This is a genomic window from Paraburkholderia terrae (assembly GCF_002902925.1).
GTDB lineage: Bacteria > Pseudomonadota > Gammaproteobacteria > Burkholderiales > Burkholderiaceae > Paraburkholderia > Paraburkholderia terrae.
In genome coordinates, this window is the sequence record NZ_CP026113.1 from 2446084 (window position 1) to 2463461 (window position 17378).

19 protein-coding genes are annotated in these 17378 nt (G+C 60.1%); 8 read left to right on the forward strand and 11 right to left on the reverse strand.

What is annotated here, in order from left to right:
* Positions 1 to 51: 51 nt before the first annotated feature.
* Positions 52 to 963: a LysR family transcriptional regulator gene (locus tag C2L65_RS40675; protein ID WP_081920794.1), complete on the forward strand. Its 912-nt coding sequence runs from the start codon at positions 52 to 54 to the stop codon at positions 961 to 963.
* Between the two features lie 194 nt (positions 964 to 1157).
* Here the strand turns inward: C2L65_RS40675 and C2L65_RS40680 are convergent, their stop codons facing one another.
* Complete coding sequence (locus C2L65_RS40680; RefSeq protein ID WP_042305575.1) at positions 1158 to 2015, reverse strand: oxidoreductase; 858 nt, start codon at positions 2013 to 2015, stop codon at positions 1158 to 1160.
* A gap of 505 nt (positions 2016 to 2520) precedes the next feature.
* Here C2L65_RS40680 and C2L65_RS40685 point away from each other — a divergent pair.
* The 3 genes from C2L65_RS40685 (at position 2521) to C2L65_RS40695 (ending at position 5431) form a co-directional block, all read left to right on the forward strand.
* Positions 2521 to 3435, forward strand: a complete 915-nt coding sequence (locus C2L65_RS40685) for a hypothetical protein (RefSeq protein WP_042305576.1) — start codon at positions 2521 to 2523, stop codon at positions 3433 to 3435.
* A 298-nt stretch (positions 3436 to 3733) separates the two neighbouring features.
* Positions 3734 to 4390 (forward strand): TMEM175 family protein, encoded by a 657-nt coding sequence (locus C2L65_RS40690; RefSeq protein ID WP_042305596.1) that lies wholly within the window; start codon positions 3734 to 3736, stop codon positions 4388 to 4390.
* Between the two features lie 540 nt (positions 4391 to 4930).
* On the forward strand, positions 4931 to 5431 hold the full coding sequence (locus C2L65_RS40695) for an EF-hand domain-containing protein (RefSeq protein ID WP_042305577.1): 501 nt from the start codon (positions 4931 to 4933) through the stop codon (positions 5429 to 5431).
* Between the two features lie 36 nt (positions 5432 to 5467).
* Here C2L65_RS40695 and C2L65_RS40700 read toward each other — a convergent pair whose 3' ends face one another.
* The 4 genes from C2L65_RS40700 to C2L65_RS40715 form a co-directional block, all read right to left on the reverse strand.
* A complete protein-coding gene (locus C2L65_RS40700) occupies positions 5468 to 6424 on the reverse strand; it encodes a threonine/serine dehydratase (RefSeq protein ID WP_042305578.1) in 957 nt (318 codons plus the stop codon).
* Positions 6425 to 6435: 11 nt separating this feature from the next.
* Positions 6436 to 7575: a succinylglutamate desuccinylase/aspartoacylase family protein gene (locus C2L65_RS40705; RefSeq protein WP_042305579.1), complete on the reverse strand. Its 1140-nt coding sequence runs from the start codon at positions 7573 to 7575 to the stop codon at positions 6436 to 6438.
* Between the two features lie 132 nt (positions 7576 to 7707).
* On the reverse strand, positions 7708 to 8082 hold the full coding sequence (locus C2L65_RS40710; RefSeq protein WP_042305580.1) for a VOC family protein: 375 nt from the start codon (positions 8080 to 8082) through the stop codon (positions 7708 to 7710).
* A 3-nt stretch (positions 8083 to 8085) separates the two neighbouring features.
* Positions 8086 to 9162, reverse strand: coding sequence for a zinc-binding dehydrogenase (locus C2L65_RS40715; RefSeq protein ID WP_042305597.1), 1077 nt, complete (start codon positions 9160 to 9162; stop codon positions 8086 to 8088).
* 113 nt (positions 9163 to 9275) lie between these two features.
* Between C2L65_RS40715 and C2L65_RS40720 the strand changes: the two genes are divergently transcribed.
* Positions 9276 to 10214: an AraC family transcriptional regulator gene (locus C2L65_RS40720; RefSeq protein ID WP_042305581.1), complete on the forward strand. Its 939-nt coding sequence runs from the start codon at positions 9276 to 9278 to the stop codon at positions 10212 to 10214.
* Positions 10215 to 10227: 13 nt separating this feature from the next.
* Here the strand turns inward: C2L65_RS40720 and C2L65_RS40725 are convergent, their stop codons facing one another.
* Positions 10228 to 10866, reverse strand: coding sequence for a LysE family translocator (locus C2L65_RS40725; protein ID WP_042305582.1), 639 nt, complete (start codon positions 10864 to 10866; stop codon positions 10228 to 10230).
* A gap of 107 nt (positions 10867 to 10973) precedes the next feature.
* On the opposite strand from C2L65_RS40725, the gene C2L65_RS40730 reads away from it, so the two are divergent.
* Positions 10974 to 11825 (forward strand): LysR substrate-binding domain-containing protein, encoded by an 852-nt coding sequence (locus C2L65_RS40730; RefSeq protein WP_042305583.1) that lies wholly within the window; start codon positions 10974 to 10976, stop codon positions 11823 to 11825.
* 16 nt (positions 11826 to 11841) lie between these two features.
* Here C2L65_RS40730 and C2L65_RS40735 read toward each other — a convergent pair whose 3' ends face one another.
* The gene (locus tag C2L65_RS40735; protein WP_042305584.1) at positions 11842 to 12420 is read right to left on the reverse strand and encodes an NnrU family protein; all 579 of its coding nucleotides are present in this window, start codon (positions 12418 to 12420) and stop codon (positions 11842 to 11844) included.
* Between the two features lie 218 nt (positions 12421 to 12638).
* Between C2L65_RS40735 and C2L65_RS40740 the strand changes: the two genes are divergently transcribed.
* Together C2L65_RS40740 and C2L65_RS40745 are read left to right on the forward strand one after the other, a co-directional pair.
* Positions 12639 to 13232 (forward strand): DUF1007 family protein, encoded by a 594-nt coding sequence (locus tag C2L65_RS40740; protein ID WP_042305585.1) that lies wholly within the window; start codon positions 12639 to 12641, stop codon positions 13230 to 13232.
* Positions 13226 to 14353, forward strand: coding sequence for a nickel/cobalt transporter (locus tag C2L65_RS40745; protein ID WP_042305586.1), 1128 nt, complete (start codon positions 13226 to 13228; stop codon positions 14351 to 14353). The genes C2L65_RS40740 and C2L65_RS40745 overlap by 7 nt, the downstream gene beginning before the upstream one ends.
* Positions 14354 to 14373: 20 nt before the next feature.
* On the opposite strand, the gene C2L65_RS40750 is transcribed toward C2L65_RS40745, so the two are convergent.
* The 4 genes from C2L65_RS40750 to C2L65_RS40765 are packed head-to-tail and all read right to left on the reverse strand — an operon-like array spanning position 14374 to position 17322.
* The gene (locus tag C2L65_RS40750; RefSeq protein ID WP_042305587.1) at positions 14374 to 15099 is read right to left on the reverse strand and encodes a GGDEF domain-containing protein; all 726 of its coding nucleotides are present in this window, start codon (positions 15097 to 15099) and stop codon (positions 14374 to 14376) included.
* 1 nt (position 15100) lies between these two features.
* Positions 15101 to 15496: a DUF1987 domain-containing protein gene (locus tag C2L65_RS40755; protein WP_042305588.1), complete on the reverse strand. Its 396-nt coding sequence runs from the start codon at positions 15494 to 15496 to the stop codon at positions 15101 to 15103.
* 18 nt (positions 15497 to 15514) lie between these two features.
* Positions 15515 to 16078: a SiaB family protein kinase gene (locus C2L65_RS40760; RefSeq protein ID WP_042305589.1), complete on the reverse strand. Its 564-nt coding sequence runs from the start codon at positions 16076 to 16078 to the stop codon at positions 15515 to 15517.
* Between the two features lie 2 nt (positions 16079 to 16080).
* Positions 16081 to 17322, reverse strand: a complete 1242-nt coding sequence (locus C2L65_RS40765; protein ID WP_042305590.1) for a SpoIIE family protein phosphatase — start codon at positions 17320 to 17322, stop codon at positions 16081 to 16083.
* Positions 17323 to 17378: the final 56 nt, after the last annotated feature.

The window sequence follows — 17378 nt, forward strand, 5'->3', positions numbered from 1 at the left end:
GATTAGACTGGAATATATGTAATCTCTTTTCCACCTGTGCAAAGGTCTCACATGCCCGAACTGGCCGACTTGAATGACATCGCCGTGTTTGTGCGGGTGGCGCAATTCGAGAGCTTTAGCCGCGCTGCACGGGCACTGGGCATGCCCGTCTCCACCGTCAGTCGCAAGGTGACTGCGCTCGAGGAACGCCTTGGCGTGACGCTGCTCCAGCGCACGACCCGCAAGCTCAGCCTGACCACACAGGGACGGGCCTATTTCGATCAATGCAGTGAGCCGCTGAGCCATCTGTATGACGCGGAACGCGTGATCACGCAGACGCAAAAGAAACCCGAAGGTCTGCTGCGTATCTCCGGTCCCGTCATGCTGGAACAGGAGTCGTTTTACGCGTTCGTCTCGTCGTTTCTAAAGAAATATCCGGGCATCCAGGTGGATCTTCACTTCACCAACCTTTTCCTGGACCTGATCGCCGAGAACGTCGACGTCGCGATCCGCTTCGGCGATCTGCAGGACTCGAGTCTTGTTGCGCAACGTGTGGGAAGAAGTGTCCGGCACCTCGTCGCCTCGCCCGAATACGTTCGCAATCACGATCTCCCCTCGCGGCCCGAAGAGATCAGCGAACTTCCGTGCGTGCTGATCAATGCTCGAAACAATGAGACGGAATGGCATCTGGTCAGTGGCCGGAAGTCGGTCAAGGTTCACGTGACGGGTCACGTAGCCGCGCGAGATTTTCATATCGTCAGCGCTTTTGCGCTCCGCGGGCACGGGATCGCATTGCTTCCGTCCAGCTATTGTGATGCACATATCGCCAGCGGAGAACTTGTTCGTATCTTGCCGGAATGGTCGTCACCGGAAATATTCGTGCATGCCGTCTATCCGACACGCCGCTTCATGCCGTCGAAGCTAAAAGCGTTTCTCGATGAACTTAAAGCGTGGGAAGGTCCGCTTTGGCTTCCACTGCGATGAAGCGTTCTGCGACACGACGGGGCGGTGAATACCAGATCGCGCTCGGGCGCCCGTTCTAGTGTCTCGTGGGGCGATGGCTATCGCGTCCTCTCATGCAACCGTCGCACGAATGCGTTAGTAGACCAGAACGGTATTTCGCCCGAGTCGATTCGGCAAGCGCACGAAGACTCGGGCCGTTCAGCAGGTTATCGTCTTCAAACCGGAAAATCTGTGGATTGCGACAACGCCTCCCACGTCTGTGTTTCCGCCGTCACATAGGCATTCTTTTCTGCGATCGCCTTTAGCGTGTCGGTCCCGAGTGGCAGACGCAACGGAGGCGTTTGCGCATCGACCAGCGTGACGACCGCTGTTGCCAGCTTCTGCGGATCGCCAGGCTGGTTGTGATTGATGTCGACGGCGAGGCGGCGCAGCGTGCCCGACGTCTCTTCGTAGTCGTCGATGATGTCCTTGCCGACGAGCAACGACGATGTATCCAGGAAGTCCGTGCGGAAGAAGCCGGGCTCGATGAGCGTCGCGTGAATGCCAAGCGGCTTCAACTCAGCGTGCAGTGCTTCCGTGATGCCTTCGACGGCGAACTTCGTCGAGCTGTACACGCCAACGCCTGCCGCCGCTTGATAACCCACAATCGACGAGATGTTGATCACGTGACCCGAGCGCTGTTTGCGCATCACCGGCAACACAGCGCGCGTCACGTTCAGTAGACCAAAGACGTTGGTGTCGTAGATCCGGCGTACGTCTGCATCGCTCGATTCTTCGACGGCGGCAAGCAGCCCAAAGCCTGCGTTGTTGATCAGTACATCGATGCGGCCAAACTTCTCGACAGCGGCTTTGACGGCCGCCTTGGCTTGTGCCTCGTCGGTCACATCGAGCGCGACGGGCAGCACGGCCGATGACTCTCCGAGCCGCTCAGCAATCGCAGTTGCGTTGCGGCCGGTGGCGACCACGGCGTTGCCATCGGCGATGGCTGCTTTGGCCATCAGCGCACCCAGACCGCGCGAAGCGCCCGTGATGAACCAGACGCGCTTGAACTGTTGTTTCGTGACGTTGCTCATGTTCCTGCTCCTACATTCGTAGTGAAAGTGAAAACGAATTGCGTGGAGAGGAGTGTCTTCCTGAAGGACATCTTTAATTAGAGTGGAATGTATGGAATGTCTTTTTCATTCATGCAAAAGTCCAATCAGACATTACGAATTACTTACACTACATCGCCGTCTTTGGACAGGTACCCCACTTCACGAGCTTCAGTCACGCTACACGCCACGGTAAGCGCCACTCGAGGGAGTCCCGTCGCCTGCTGCAGATGCACAATCGTGGCGACGCCCTGTTCGTCAAGGTGGGCGAAGTGCTGCAAACCAATCGTGGATGCCACGAGATGCCTCGCAGATGAAGCTGATCCGCTCCAAGGCGTCCGATACGATGGACGGCACTCAGCAGAAGGTGCGCTAACGCACCGAACCCCTGAAAGTCGGGGTTTAGATTCCACGCCATTGGGTGACGTTCGGCTTTGACGCTAACGGATTTCGCTTTCATTACGATCAGATTACAAGGAGTAGTTGCATGGACATGTCCACGGATTTCTCGGTCCCTGAAGCGACATTGCCGGACAAGTGGATCGACGCAGATCCCTCAGTGTTTCGAGAACGTTTCGAGCGGAAGAGCTTCGATGTCTCCCACCACCTTGCATCTCATCCGCGCTTTCAACTCCCTCAATTGATGGAGTTGACGGAGCGAACCCTGAGAACGCGCCCATCTGATCTCTACTACGACATGGGTGACGTCGCGCCTGGTCAAAAATGGAAAGATACGAATCATGCGTTCTCACCGCTGGATGCATTAGGGCAACTGGAAGATTCAAATGCCTGGTTCATCCTGAGAGACGCGCAAAAAGATCCGGCCTACACCGAGCTATACCGGCATGCGATCGCAGAGGTCAAGGATATGATTGGCGGCGGCATCGAATCCAAGATCAGAAATGAGGAAATCATCATTTTCATAACGTCGCCGAAGCGGGTGACGGCATATCACATCGATCGTGAATGCAATTTCATTCTTCAAATCCATGGGGAAAAGGATTTGTACGTCTTTGATCGGGAAGATCGGCAGGTTCTTCCGGAGGAGGAAATCGAGCAGTTCTGGACGATCGACAACAACGCGCCAAACTATAGACCCGAACTGCAGGACCGATCGCACTTGTACAGATTGGCCCCAGGAAATGGCGTTCACGTTCCTGTCAACTGCCCCCACTGGTTGAAGAACGATGACAATATCTCGGTGACTTTGAGCGTAAATTTCCAGTTTGTTGACTCTATCCGAAAGGATGTCTATCGCGCCAACTATTACCTCAGGAAGCTTGGAATCAATCCCTCTCCGCCTGGACGAAGCGCGGTGCGGGATCGAGCCAAGGCCATGGCGTTTTCGACGGCGTATACCGCCCAGCAAGCTATCAAGTCGGCATTGCACAAAGGCCGTTAGTCTCAAGCCGGTCGCTCGTCGTTGAGTCGGCCCTGCAGCCTGATTCCCAAGGCCCTCGCAGAGACGAGGGCTTTTTCTTTGAGGGCGTTCAGCGCGTGCGCACTCTCTTCGATTGCGCGCTATCAGTGGCCCTTGAAGTCGAGTCTTCGCGGATACGGGCAGAGCTGTGATGAATGTATCCCCTTGTCTGCGCACCAAACGCACCGAGGCGCATAATCGAAAACTCCCGAACGGACGCCAGGCAAAATGCCCGGCCTTCGACACAGCGGCAAAGCTCGATCGCCTGGAAGGGGGCCCCATGAACGATTCGGATGACAACCTCGGCCGTTTCAGCGCCCTCTCCGACGGCATCTTTGCCGTCATCATCACAATCATGGTACTGGCGCTGAAAATCCCCACACGGAACGATGGACGCGCCTTGCTCGAACTCTGGCCGGACCTGATCAGCTACGTGGTGAGTTATGCGTTCATTGCCGTCGTGTGGTTGAACCACCATCACGTGTTCAAGCATGCGACCTCTCTCACAGGTTTGCTGGCGTGGTCCAACTTCGCCAATCTTTTCTGGATCTCCTTTATCCCCTTCACGACGGCGTGGCTGGCATCGAGCAGGGTTGCAAGTGTGCCGTTGACGGCATATGCAACAGTCTTCCTGCTTGTCGAGATGACATACATGGTTCTGATGTATGAAAGTTTTCGGCAGCGTCCCTCCAGCGATGCATCGACGCTTGGCCGACGCCGGATGCAATGGATCAGAGCCTGGATCATGCTGGCACTGTTTGCCTTTGCGGCACTCGCCGCGTTTCTTCCGGCTCTCGTGCGGATGGGATTGCTGGGAGCGTTTCTAATCCTTTACACCCAACCCGACCCACTCTCGAATCGGGAAGTCGCGAGCGAAAACCCTTCCAGCGAACCGCGACAGGAGGCGCGCGTTGAGACCCGTCAGGCCCGCCGCTGATCTTTCACTGAACCTTGATGTGCGATGTTCTCGCTCCCAGTAGTCGGCGCCCTTCTTCGAAAACTCAACTGCGAACACCGATAGTTGCCCACGCGTTAATAAAAACTTCGTTTAAACCCAGCGAAGAAACGACCTGATCGCGCAAGCCTTTGACGGACATAGCTTAGGTCCTGGCGAAGATTGGGGTAGTTTCCTGCCTCTATTCTGAAGAATGGCCGACCACCATTTCTGAAATATTCCGGACTCCAAGCCAGGTTGACAGGCTATGAAGTAGCCATTGTCACGGGTTCGATTTGCAGGCTCGCCCAAAACCTGAAGATTGGGACGCGGCGATGGCAAACCGCTGCGGTAAAACTTCTTCAATCCCGGATGCAGTGCATCCGGATCATCATGGAGTCGTACATGTCAGTTTCCGGTATAAGCAGTCAGAGAGGGCTCACTCAACCACCATCCAAAACGCCGTCGGCGTTTTCAAATGACGGAACATCTGCAACGTCATCTGCATCCCCCCAAACGTCCGGGACAGGATCGTCCACACAGGTGACGTTCAGCCCGGATGCGCAGGCCCTCGCTGAGCTAAGGGCCAACGGCGTGACTGTTTCAACAGTCAGTCTCGTGGGATTGAACACGTCGCGCTCGCCCGGCGAGTCGGACGCCGACTATATTCAGCAGCTCGACGCGGCACTCAAAAGCCGCCTGCCGTTCGCCCAATCCACGATAGAAGGAAGGGACGGAATCGCTAATGGATATATTTCGCAATCGGACTTTGAGACAGTGCTCGCCCAATTCGGTGACAACAAAAGCGATGCGGACAATCTCTTCACCAAGCTTGATGAAGATCACGACGGCTCGGTATCGAACGCGGAGTGGTTGAGCGCCGTGCGCGACACGACGAGTACACCCGGCGATTCAACCGCGCAATCGCTGCTGAAACTGATGGACAGCAATGGCGATGGAACCGTGAGCAGCGCCGAGTTCACGCAACTAGAATCCATGATGATCGCTGCGGAGAAGGTCGCCGCGCAGAAGGTCGCTTCGTGACACGGGCTGCCCCAGTGAAGAGTACAACACAGCACTTCACTGAACGGCTGCCACAAACTTGTCGAGCATGATGTTGCGGCCGCACAGCACCACGGCAACCGCACGGCCACGATACGAAGGCGCGACTTGCAGGAAACTCGCCAGCGCGACGCCTGCCGCGCCTTCGACCATCCAGCGGTCCGTTTGCGCGAGCCGTTTCATCGCCGCCTTGATTTCCTCTTCGCTGACCAGCACGCAACGGTCGATTACCCGTTGCGCGATCGGCAAGGTGATCGTATCCGGCTCAACACCGCCTGCCGTGCCGTCCGAAATCGTGTCCGTCTCCTCGACGTCGATCACCTTGCCGGCCTGAATGCAGCGATAGAGCGTCGTCGCATTCGCTGGCCAGCATCCCACCACCTCCGTGGTCGCACTCGCCGCCTTGATCGCCGAGCCGATGCCGGAAATCAGCCCGCCGCCGCCCACCGATGCGAACACCGCGGCAAGACCCGGCAGTTGCTCGCTCAGTTCGACGCCGATGGTGCCTTGCCCGGCAATCACGTCGATGTCGTTGTACGGCGAGACGAACGGCAAGCCTGCCTCTTTTGCGCGCCGCGCCGCTTCGAGTTCCACTTCAAGCGTGGATGCGTCGATGGTCACGACAGATGCACCGAGCGCGCGTATCGCGTTCAGCTTGACGGGCGAAGCGGACATCGAGGCATAGACGGTCACGGGCACGCCCGCGAGTTTGCCCGCGAGCGCGACGCCCTGACCGTGATTGCCCGTCGATACCGTCGCGACACCGCGACGTCGAACGTCGGCATCGAGCAGCCGCAGCTTGTTCGACGCGCCGCGAAACTTGAACGACCCCGTGTGCTGCAAATGCTCGCACTTCAGATAAACGTCGCAACCCGTCTGCTCCGACAGCAGCGCGCTGTGCTCCAGCGGCGTCACGCGCACTTGCGGTCTGAGCGCTTGATGCGCGTCGAGAATACGTTCGTAGAGATCTTCCATCGTCAGAGCCTTTAGAAATCATTCAACAGATTGCCGGCCGTGCGCCCCGGTAGCGGCGTGATGCCGGCGAGCAGCGCAATACGCTGCCCCGCTTTCACGAGCTTGAAATGCTGTGCAACGACGAAGATGCCGTCTACATCGCTGAGCACGACGTCGCGCGGTGCATCCGGGGGTGCATCGATACGCACGATCTCCGCGATCACATCGCCGCGCGCAACGGCATCGCCCGGTTGCTTCCGATACACGACAATGCCCGTGGACGGCGCGCTCACATGCGAGACGCCTTCGAGAGGATAGATGCGCGGCTCGACTTCACCACCAGTATCGCGTTCGTCGTAGTCGATGATCGACTCCGCGGCGAGAAAGCGCAGGATGCCCTGCGCATCCGCGATTGCAAGCTCGTCACTGACATCGGCCTGGCCTCGCAACTCGATGGACGCGCCAAAACCACTGTGTTCCGCATCGACGAGACCCGCCGACGACAGCACGTTCCAGGGCTCCATGAACGCCTCATCGAACGGTCCGCCTCCCGCGCGATCTTCGAGAAACACAGCCTCGATCCGCAGCGCTTTGGCGAGGCGTAGCGCGCGCGACTGTTGCGCGCGAGTGCTATACAGATGCAGGATGCCGCTCGTATCGCAATGCAGATCGAGCAGGATGTCGTGCCGCAACGCTTCGCGCAGCAGATGCGATTTCATTGCCCTGACGGGATCGCGCGGCTCGTGCGCGGCCAGCAGTCTGTCGAACAGCGACTTGAATTGCGCGACGTCGTTGTGCTCGTAGCGCGTCTCGCCTAGCGCCTGTTCGACCGCGTCCGCAATCGACGGGAAGTGACGGTTGAAGTTTTCGCCGTTCTCGAGATTGAAGCGCCCTGTCGGCATGCCGAAAATCCGCTGACTCATCCCGATCGGATTCGCAAACGGCAACACGACCACGCGCCCTTTGACGCGCCCGTCTTTATCGAGCGCCGTCAGCATGCGCAGCAGATGATGGACGACGAGCAGGCCAGGATGCTCATCGGCATGCAGGCCTGCCTGAATATAAGCGCTGCGTGGTGTCTCGCCTGACCCGTCGAACGTGTACCGGATCAACTGATGCGCCGCGCCGGGCGCGACCTGAGGCAGTTCTGTCGTCTCTTTGCGTATCGTCACGTCGATCTCGCCTCTTTCAAAGGTTGGTCGAAAACGTCCACGTCCATCATCGGAGACTCATAAGTCTCATATAGACAATATTGTCCATAATAGACTACCTACGCTTTATTTTCCAAGTGGAATCGCAACGCTTCATGCTGCCGCGCTTTTCACCGGCTCGAAGTATTCGACGACTAACCCGTCGGGATGCCGCACCGTCATGTTTCTGCCCACGGCGTTTTCGTGCGTCTCACTGAGGAACGTCGCGCCCAACTCGCGCAAACGCTGCGCATACACATCGAGCGCATCCACGATCAGCGCGGCCTGAATGTGCCGCACGGGCGCCAACGCTTCATCGCTTCCCGCAAGCAGAATGAACGAACCGACCACAGCAACCTCGATTCCCATCGGTTCGAAGCTCAACCGACGTTCACAGCGCACGTCCTGGATCGCCTCGTAAAATGCGACGCTGGATTCGAGCTGGTCGCGCGCAACGTAAAGCCTATGCATCGTCTTCAGAACTGGCATCGCTCACCTCTGATGATCGACGACGATGCATTCGAGGCCCGACGCGCTAGCGGCACGCTCGATTGCTGAAGGGACATCGTTCATGGCGAATTCGACGGAACGAATCGCGCGCAGGTCGAGCATGCCCGCGCTCGCCAGCATCAGCAGCCGTCGCCATGCGTCGCGCGGATACATGAACTGGCCGAGTATCTCCCAGTCGTTCAGCATTACCTCCGTATAGGGCAGCGGCAGATCCACGCGCATGCTGCCCATCAGCACCAGTCTTCCGCCGCGCCGCAAGCTGCGCAACGCCGACAACGTCAGGTTCGGATCGCTTGCGTTCCCGACCATATCGAACGCGATATCGGCGCGGCCTGCGCAGGCGGAACGGATTGCATCGGTATCGGCTGCCGCGTCGCCCGTTGCCACGACGGGCACAACGCGGCCGCCGCCCACCGCAGCGAGTTCGTCCAGCGCGCGGGCATTGCGGCCCACGGCAACGACGCGTGCCGCGCCCAGTGCCAACGCCAGCAGCGCAGCCGCCGACCCATACGCGCCCGTTGCGCCCGACACCACGATGGTCTCGCCCGCAGCAAGCCGGCCGCGCAACAGGCCGCCGAACGGTACGACATAACGCATCGCCACCGCAAGCTGCGCCGCGGGCAGGTCCGCAACGGCATCGGCGGGCGTCAATGTCGCTGCGGGCAGCAGCGCGTAGTCGGCGAGCGTGCCGTTGGGCCAGTCCGCCTGCATCGCGTAACTGTCGGCCTGCGTGGCCGTGATGCCGACGAGTATTTGCGCGGGATCGGCGACATTCTCGTTCGCAACGAAATGCGACGAAACGACCACGCGCTGTCCTGGCTTCAGATGCCACACATCGCCGCCGACCGCGTGTACGACACCCACGCCATTGCCGCCCGGAATGAACGGATGGTCGGGCGCGTGATAGACGGGCAGCTTGCCCGCCACGTAGTCGCGCATGTACGACATCATCGCGGACGCCTCCATCCGCACCACGACGCCGCCGGGCCTCGGTGCGGGCACGGGCGCATCGATCATGCTCAAGGTCCCGCCCAATCGGTCGAGCTGCCATGCTTTCATCGGATCGCTCCTCGTTTCAACGCGCGCCATGCGGCGCAACCCGACCATCATCGCGCGGGAAAGCCGTTCTACATATAATCAACTGACCGGTTTTTCTTATCGAGCGTACATTTATGGACGCGTTGTCCGAAGTGCTGTCGATGCTCAGAGTACGAAGCGGCGTGTCAGACCGCTTCGAGGGATGCGGCGCATGGGCGTTCAGTTTCCCGGCGTACCAGCATCTGAAGTTCGGCACGGTGCTGCGCGGGCGGCTCTATCTGCGGATGACGGGGCACGAAAACCTGCACGTCATCGAGCAAGGCGACTTCTATCTGCTGACAAACGGCCAGCCCTTTTGCTCCGCGAGTGTTCCCGATTGCCCGCCGCTAGACGGCCCCGCCACCTACCAGTCGATTCGCGGCGCGGATGGCGTCGTGCGCTTTCACGGCAAAGGCGCGACCGGCCCGGTCGAGCTTGCGAGCGGACGGTTCGTGTTCGACAACGACGTGACGGGACTCTTGCTGCAGCACTTGCCGCCCATCGTGCATCTGAAAGCGGCCGATGTGTCGGCTCACGCGTTGTCGCATGTGCTCGCGCTGCTCGCCGCCGAAACAGCCTTTGCGAAGCCGGGGTCTGACGTCGCCAGAACGAGTCTCGCCACGCTCGTTCTGGTGCAGGCGCTGCGCGCGTTCATCGAGCGCGGGGACGTGCCGGACGGATGGCTCAAGGCGTTATCGGACAACAAGGTCGGCGCGGCGCTCACGCTGATGCACGGCTCGCCGCAACAGCGCTGGACCGTCGAGGCGCTCGCTGCAAATGTGGGCATGTCGCGGACCGCGTTCGCGTCGCGGTTCCGGCAACTCGTCGGGAGCGCGCCGCTCGACTATCTGCATCAGTGGCGCATGACGATTGCAATGAGTGCGCTGAAACAGTCGGAAGAACCGCTGCTGCAGATTGCCGAGAAGATCGGCTATCTGTCCGATACCGCGTTCAGCATCGCGTTCAAACGCACGACGGGGGTCAGTCCTGGCCGCTATCGCGTGCGGCATCGGCAGGAGGCGGAGGTCCGCTAGAGGCGGCGAGACATCACGCGGACAGATTCCAGTGCCACGCATCCAGCGCCATCTTCGCGCCGAGCGCGAAAAGCATCGCGCCCATCGCGCAGCGTTGAACGCCGAGCCAGTTCGGCCGCGTCGAAAGAAACCTGGCGAGATTGCCCGAGAAAGTCGCGACCGCCGTATTGACGGAAGCGAACGCGAAGATCAGCGAAAAGCCCAGTGTCAGCGACTGCCTGAACACGCCGCCCGCGCGATAGTCGATGAATTGCGGCAGTAACGACAGGAAGATCAGCGCGAGCTTCGGGTTCAGCAGGCTCGTCGTCGCGCCCATCGCGAACAGACGGCGCGGCCTTTCGATCGACGCCGCCTCGATCTGCAACGGCGAACGGCCACCCGGCCTGAGCATCTGCCAGGCCAGATAAAGCAGGTAGAGCGCGCCAAATACGGCTAGAACGCGGCCTGCGCCGGGTATCGCAAGAAACAGCGTGGTGATCCCGAACGCCGCGCCGAACATGTACGTCAGATAACCGAGCATCACACCCGCGAGCGAGATCAGCCCCGCTTTCGTCCCCTGCGCGACCGAACGCATCATCACGTAGACCATGTTGGGACCTGGCGTCACGGCCAGCATGCCGCCCACCGTAATGAATTCGACCATCGTTCTCATGCGCTACCTCGTCGCGTCCGTAATGCCCATCGCAATTTCAGTATCGGAGCGCGCGACAGCTAAGTAAAACGATTTAAACTGAACGAATTACTCAATTTTTCTGACTGATGAAAAAGCTCGATCTCGACGTTCTGGAAATGGTCGTCGTCGTGGCCGACACCGGCTCGTTCGCGCGAGCCGCGACGTCTCTGCATCGCACGCCTTCCGCTGTCAGCATGCAGATCAAGACCATCGAAGAAGCGCTCGGCAAGCCGCTATTCGTGCGCACGACGCGCAACGTCGCCTTGACCGAGGAAGGCAGGACGCTGATCGATTACGGCCGGCGCATGCTGGCGATGCGCGAAGAGGCATGGTCGTCGGTGGTGCGTCCGGAGATACGCGGCCGCGTCACGATCGGCGTACCCGACGACTACGCGTCGTCGCTGCTGCCGACCGTGTTGCGAAAGTTCGCGGTCGCGCATCCGCGTGTGCAGGTTCGCGTGATCGGCATGCCGAGCAGCGCGCTCGTTCCGTTGCTCAAGGACAACACGCTCGATCTCGCGTGCATCACGAAGACGCGAGGCATCACAGGAGAACCGATCCGTTCCGAGCCGATGGTGTGGGCGGCCGCGCGTGGCAATCAGCAGATATGGAAAGAACGCCCACTGCCCATCGCCGTGTTTGCGCCCGGCAGCACGGCGCGCGCGCATGCGATCGGCGCGCTGCAGCAGGCCAACATCAAATACCGGATGTCGTATGAAAGCCCTAGTCTTCTGGGGCTGATCTGCATGGTCGAGGCAGGCCTCGCAGTCGCGCCGCTCGCGCGATGCAGCGTCCCGGCGCATCTTGCGCAACTCGGCGAAGCAGAAGACTTGCCGCCGCTGGCAGCGGTCGAAGTCGTTCTTGTGCGTAGCGCGCGTTCGGCTCGGCCGCCATGCGATTTTCTCGCCGAGCAGATGTTGGCCGATCTGAGACCGTAAGTCTTTCCGTCGCGCTTTAACCGAAAGGTTTCACGCCAATCAGCCAGCCGTGCAGAAAGAACGCGAACGCAACCCAGATGATCACACCGGCAACGACGGGCATCACATCGCGCGACAAGGTCCCCTTCGGATACACCACACCTTCCAAGCGATCCCGCCGAAGCGCAGCAGCCAAATCAAAGACCGCCCAAACGAGAAACGCGCCGAACAGCACCAGCGCGTTCAACGTCCCGTTCGCCAGCAGATGCGCCAACGCCCATAGCACGACAGCGAAGGTCATCGGATGCCTGAAGATGGCCTTGAAGTGGTTGCCCGGCGCATGCGCGGCGGGAAACAGAATGAAGGCGGCAAGCGTCAACAGGCCCGCTAGATGCGGCGCCCATGCGGGCGGCGACCAGAGCACGACTGGCTCGCGCCGCGCGATGCCGTAGCCCCAGATAATCAGCACGAAGCCGATCAGCGACACCACCGAATACGCCGCTTTCCAGTTCTTCTCGCCCATCCGCGCGATGCGCGCCTTGCGCCAATCTTCCGCGACGATGCGGACGGAATGCCCGCCCAGGAATAGCAGCAACCCCAAGATCAGTATCGACATGACGGCTCCTCATGACAGACATCGACGGATGGCGACGATTGTCACGCATGATGGCATGCTATGCCAATTTCGTGGTGCGCCGAGCTTCCCGCAACCGCTCATGCGACAATGACGCGCTTTCTCGCGCTACCGCCTTACTCCTGAAAGAAAGCAACGGCATGCTCAATAGTCCTTCGAGACATGCCGGCGTGTCATCGAAGAATTAACAATCAAAAGCGATGTTGAATCTTTCTGTCACCAGGCGGCTCATCGGCGTCGCCCTATTCGTTGCATCCGGGGTAGCTGCCGCGCATCCGCACGTATGGATACGGTTTTCGGCGCGCGTGCAGATGCAAGGCACGTCCGTGATTTCGATAGCGCAAACGTGGCGCTTTTCAGAAGGCTTTCCGGTTCAGCTCGTAGGCATCGATACCTTGCCCGACAACGGGCCGCTCGACGCGAAGCAGACCGCGATCTTCCGCGAACAGGCATTTTCATCGCTCGCGGGCGCTCAATACTTCAGTCATCTTTTTGTCGATGGCGAGGCGCAGCGTTTGGGAGACCCCGCAGGTTTTCGCGTATCGGTCGATCATGGCAAGCTCGTTTATACCTTCACGCTGGCGCTGAAAAAACCGGTCGACGTGAATGCCCACAAGGTTTCGCTCGGCATCTGGGATGACTCGTTCTTCGTCGATTACGAACCGGACGGCGCAAACGCGGTGACGATAGAGGGACATGCCGCGTCCAGTTGCACGGTGAAGCCCTTTCAGGATCGCGCGCATCCGATCTTCAACGGCATCGTCGTGCCGCAAGCGACGGCGATATCATGCTGACTCTTGAACGCAGGCTACTGCATATCCTGATTGCAGTTTGCGTGGCAGTCGTGGGTTTCATTCTCGCTGCGCCGTCACACGCTGCGTCACCCGCCGTCGATGTGTTCGGCCAGCCCGTTCAATCGGCATCGTCACCAGCGGAAAGCGCGAACCCATCGAGCGCGCCATCTGGCAGCGAGACCCGTCACACGTTCGTGCTACCTGAGTTCGCGCGCGCGGCGCTGGCGACATCGATCATCTGGCAAGGCAGACTCAACGCGCGCATCGCCGACGCCGCACAACAGTTGCATCGCGCGTCGACGCCCTGGACATGGCTCGCGTTGATCGGCCTCGCGTTTGCCTACGGCGTGCTGCATGCGCTCGGGCCAGGCCACGGCAAGCTGGTCGCCGGCACCTGGCTCGGCTCGCGCGACACGCGCATCGCGCAGGCCGTCGCGCTGGCAAGCTGGAGCGCAGCCGTACAGGCGATCAGCGCGATCGTGCTCGTATTCGGCGCGCTATGGTTCGCGAAGGCAGGCGTCTCGAGCGTGCTGTCGAACGCGGCATCGCTCGATATCGTCAGCTATGTTCTGCTTTGTGTCGCAGGCGGCTGGACGATCTACAACACGCTCGCGCGCCGTGACTGCTGCGTCGATCCCCGCGCGCTGAAGCTCGTACCCGCTGAGCGCAGTGCGGCACTGTCGCAGACGTCGGAGCACGAACCCGCTTACCTCGGCACGAAACTGCAATTGCACATGCGGCAATCCAGCAGCACAACGCGACTTGGGAAATCGAATTCTTCAGTGACGTCGCAGATCCTCGCGACCGGGTTTGCATCGGGCGTGCGGCCATGCGTCGGGTCGATCTTCGTACTGATCGCGTCGGTTGCGGCGCACGCGCCGTGGATAGGCATTGCGGCAACGTTTGCCATCGGCGCGGGCGTGGCAGTGACCGTCACGCTGTTCGGCCTGGGCGCAGTGGGCGCGAACCGGTTCATCATGGCGCGCAGTGTGCGCCTTCGCTCACGGTTTGAAGCAACAAAACGCGTTGTCGCCATCACGGGCGCACTCGTTATCGTGCTGTTCGGCGCCGTGCAGACTGTGCTGATTCTGACCGGCTACCTGCAACCTGCATTGACGTAGCAGAAGCGCTCGCCTTCGCTTTAAGGATTCGCGAATTCCACCCGGTTTCGCCCGCCGCGCTTGGCGCGATAGAGCGCAGCGTCCGCAAGGCCATACGCGGTGTCGAAACTGGTGCCCGCAGGGTTCGCACTGACGCCGAAGCTCGCCGTGATATGACGGTCCACAGGCGATGCAAAGACGTGTTTGCCGATCGCCTCGCGCATGTTCTCGGCTTGCCGCAACGCATCGTCCACTTCATACCCCGGAAGCAGCACGGTGAACTCTTCGCCGCCCACCCGTCCGATAAAGCCCCGCTCGCCCACGATTCGCCGCAGACAAGCGACGATACCCATGATGACGGCATCGCCTGCCGGATGGCCGAAATCGTCGTTGACCTGCTTGAACTCGTCGATGTCGAGAATGATCATGACCGCGCTGCCATGACGCAAGGCCTTCGACGCCCGCTCGATCACCGCGCTGCGGTTGAAGACGCCCGTCAGCGCGTCGTGAGTCGCGCGATGCGCCAATTGCTGCGCAAGCGCCTGCATCTCGCGTTCGGCGCGATCGCTGCGGCCGATCAGGCGCCGCGTCTCGCGCATCAGGCGCTCGAAATGCCCAATAAGCTCGCCGAGCGACTGGCGATAATCGCCCGCATCCGCAACAGCCGTCGCATGGATCGCGCGCGCCTTCTCGAGCGCCTCGTTCTCGTTCTGGAACAGATCCGGCGCATCGTTTGCAGGCGCATCCAGAGAGGAAATCCGCGGCACCTTATTGTCCCTGGTGAGCGACGGGGCGATCGGTAAATTCGATCGCGTGGAAATCCGCCTTCAGTTCTTCGCCGAATTCCGCAATCGTTTCGTCTTCTTCGTCGCGATACCAGTTCATCAGCACGCGGCTGCCGGACTGCGCGGCTTCGTCCAGTGCATCGAACACGCTGAACAGCATCTTCGTGCTGGAGCTATTGAAGTAGGTGAGAACGACGTCGACGGTAATCACCACGCCCACCGATTCCGCAAGGTACTGACGCAATTGTTCGATGATCGGCGCGTAGAACGCCGCTGCGTTCTCGGGGTAAGACTCGCCCCTGAGCAGCAGCGAATGCTGGTCGAATCGGAAGTCGACTTCCGGAGAGGTCGCCGTTGCGGCAATGTAGAGATTGTCCATAGCTCGTGCGCCTTTTACTCAGATGATGGCTTTAAGGCAAAACAGCGTGGTTCCGGGTTCGTCGGCACGCGGATGAAAAGCGAATTCAAGCGGCGCGCTTGCGTCGCGCGCCATCGTCAGGAAACCCAGACCCGCGCCCTTGCTTTCCTCGGGCGTGTCGGCTCTCAACGTGACCTTGTAGGCGTGCTTGATCTCTTCAACCGACATGCTGCGCAGCGGTTCCAGCTTGTTGCGCAAACCCTCGACATCTTCCGCCGCGATGGGATTGACACACATCATCAGATGGCTTTCGCCGTCGGTGGTGATGCACACCGCGCCTTCGCGAATGGACCCGCCGCCGTCGTTGCCGGGCTGCAGGGAATCGGATGAATAGTGGACGATGTTCTGCGACAGCTCGACGAACGATGAGAACAGCTTGCGGCGCGTTGGCCCGCTCACGCCCGCGATTTCCAGTTGCAGCTTCACGACCTCGCCCATGGCGGCCACGATGTTATGAGAGAAATAGCCCTTGTGATAGAAGAGGACGTTTCGCCGCTGCGCCAGATCGAAAAAGGCGCTGTCTTGATCGAGTAGTTGAGACATGCTTATTGGTCGGTAATGCGGGCACAAAACAGGGTGAGGTCATCGCGGCGTGGTTGCGCGCCTTGCCAATCGGCGAGCGCGTGCCGCAGTTTTTCGCAGATTGCCGACGGTGCTTCGGCACGGTTCGCGAGAATCAGGTCCAACGCGCGGCGGCGTCCGAAGGCAATGTTTTTCGGGCCGCCAATCTGGTCGATAAGGCCGTCCGTGCAAATGAAAAGCAGGCTACCCGGCGGCACTGAAATCTTGCGCAACTTCCATTCATAATCGGCAAGACTGTCGACATAGCCCACACCCATCCGGTCGCCCGCGATCGTTTCGAAGTGGTCGGCTTCCGGCGTGAGAATATGCAAAGCGATCCTCGCGCCCGCGAAATGCAGTTCGCTTTCCCGTGCATCGAACCAGAAGAAGGCGGCATCGAGGCCGTCATCCGATTGCGACACATCGGCTGCGCTGTGTACCTGGCCCAGCAAGCTCTTCACGTTACGGTTGACTGCCGCGAGCAAGGCGGCAGGGTCGCGCGGTCCGATCTGTTCGAGCGCCTGCGACAGCGACGCCGATGCGAGCAGCGTCATGAATGCGCCCGGCACGCCGTGACCGGTGCAGTCGGCGGTGGCACCGAACCAGCCGTGTGGGAACGCGGCGAAATGATAGAAGTCGCCGCCAACGACATCGCGCGGTTCCCATACGAGCGCGGCACCGGGGAGCCTTGCGGCGAGCGTGTCTCTCGACGCGCGCAGCATCGCGCGTTGAATCACGCTCGCGTATTCGATGCTCTGCATGATCTGGCGATTTCTTTCCGCCTGCATTTCGGCCACTGCGCCCAGAAGCTGGAGTCCGCTTCCGAGCCCTGCAAAGTAGCCGTCACGCGTCACGATGAAACCGTCCACCAGCGCCTTTTCACCGACTTCGACGGTCTTGAAGGTGAGCGCTTCGATGCTCATGTCGGCGTCGACGACGAGCGGTTCCTTGTCCATGAACGCGATGCAACTCTTCTTGTCGTATAGCTCGCGGTGGAAAGGCTTGCTCATTTGCGACAGGAAGATATCGCGATTGATCAACCCGATGGGCCGATTACCTTCGATCACGGCGAGACTCTTCATGTCGTGACGCGAAGAGAAGATCTCCATTACCACCGAGTTCGGATCTTCTGCGTCGACGGAAGGAACCTGCTGACACAGGTCGCCAGCAGAGTGAGGTTCTCCCTGTGCGGACGGACGGCGTAACCGTGAAAACGCGGGATGCATGGCGAGGCGAGCCAGTCGATGAAGGAACCCCGCACGCTAATATTTCTCTGTGTACT

What these genes read in the sequence shown, in the direction of transcription:
- C2L65_RS40675 (WP_081920794.1), top strand. Translation starts at nt 52, where the DNA reads ATGCCCGAACTGGCCGACTTGAATGACATCGCCGTGTTTGTGCGGGTG.
- C2L65_RS40680 (WP_042305575.1), bottom strand. Translation starts at nt 2,015, where the DNA reads ATGAGCAACGTCACGAAACAACAGTTCAAGCGCGTCTGGTTCATCACG.
- C2L65_RS40685 (WP_042305576.1), top strand. Translation starts at nt 2,521, where the DNA reads ATGGACATGTCCACGGATTTCTCGGTCCCTGAAGCGACATTGCCGGAC.
- C2L65_RS40690 (WP_042305596.1), top strand. Translation starts at nt 3,734, where the DNA reads ATGAACGATTCGGATGACAACCTCGGCCGTTTCAGCGCCCTCTCCGAC.
- C2L65_RS40700 (WP_042305578.1), bottom strand. Translation starts at nt 6,424, where the DNA reads ATGGAAGATCTCTACGAACGTATTCTCGACGCGCATCAAGCGCTCAGA.
- C2L65_RS40710 (WP_042305580.1), bottom strand. Translation starts at nt 8,082, where the DNA reads ATGCCAGTTCTGAAGACGATGCATAGGCTTTACGTTGCGCGCGACCAG.
- C2L65_RS40715 (WP_042305597.1), bottom strand. Translation starts at nt 9,162, where the DNA reads ATGAAAGCATGGCAGCTCGACCGATTGGGCGGGACCTTGAGCATGATC.
- C2L65_RS40720 (WP_042305581.1), top strand. Translation starts at nt 9,276, where the DNA reads ATGGACGCGTTGTCCGAAGTGCTGTCGATGCTCAGAGTACGAAGCGGC.
- C2L65_RS40725 (WP_042305582.1), bottom strand. Translation starts at nt 10,866, where the DNA reads ATGAGAACGATGGTCGAATTCATTACGGTGGGCGGCATGCTGGCCGTG.
- C2L65_RS40730 (WP_042305583.1), top strand. Translation starts at nt 10,974, where the DNA reads ATGAAAAAGCTCGATCTCGACGTTCTGGAAATGGTCGTCGTCGTGGCC.
- C2L65_RS40735 (WP_042305584.1), bottom strand. Translation starts at nt 12,420, where the DNA reads ATGTCGATACTGATCTTGGGGTTGCTGCTATTCCTGGGCGGGCATTCC.
- C2L65_RS40740 (WP_042305585.1), top strand. Translation starts at nt 12,639, where the DNA reads ATGTTGAATCTTTCTGTCACCAGGCGGCTCATCGGCGTCGCCCTATTC.
- C2L65_RS40745 (WP_042305586.1), top strand. Translation starts at nt 13,226, where the DNA reads ATGCTGACTCTTGAACGCAGGCTACTGCATATCCTGATTGCAGTTTGC.
- C2L65_RS40755 (WP_042305588.1), bottom strand. Translation starts at nt 15,496, where the DNA reads ATGGACAATCTCTACATTGCCGCAACGGCGACCTCTCCGGAAGTCGAC.
- C2L65_RS40760 (WP_042305589.1), bottom strand. Translation starts at nt 16,078, where the DNA reads ATGTCTCAACTACTCGATCAAGACAGCGCCTTTTTCGATCTGGCGCAG.
- C2L65_RS40765 (WP_042305590.1), bottom strand. Translation starts at nt 17,322, where the DNA reads ATGCATCCCGCGTTTTCACGGTTACGCCGTCCGTCCGCACAGGGAGAA.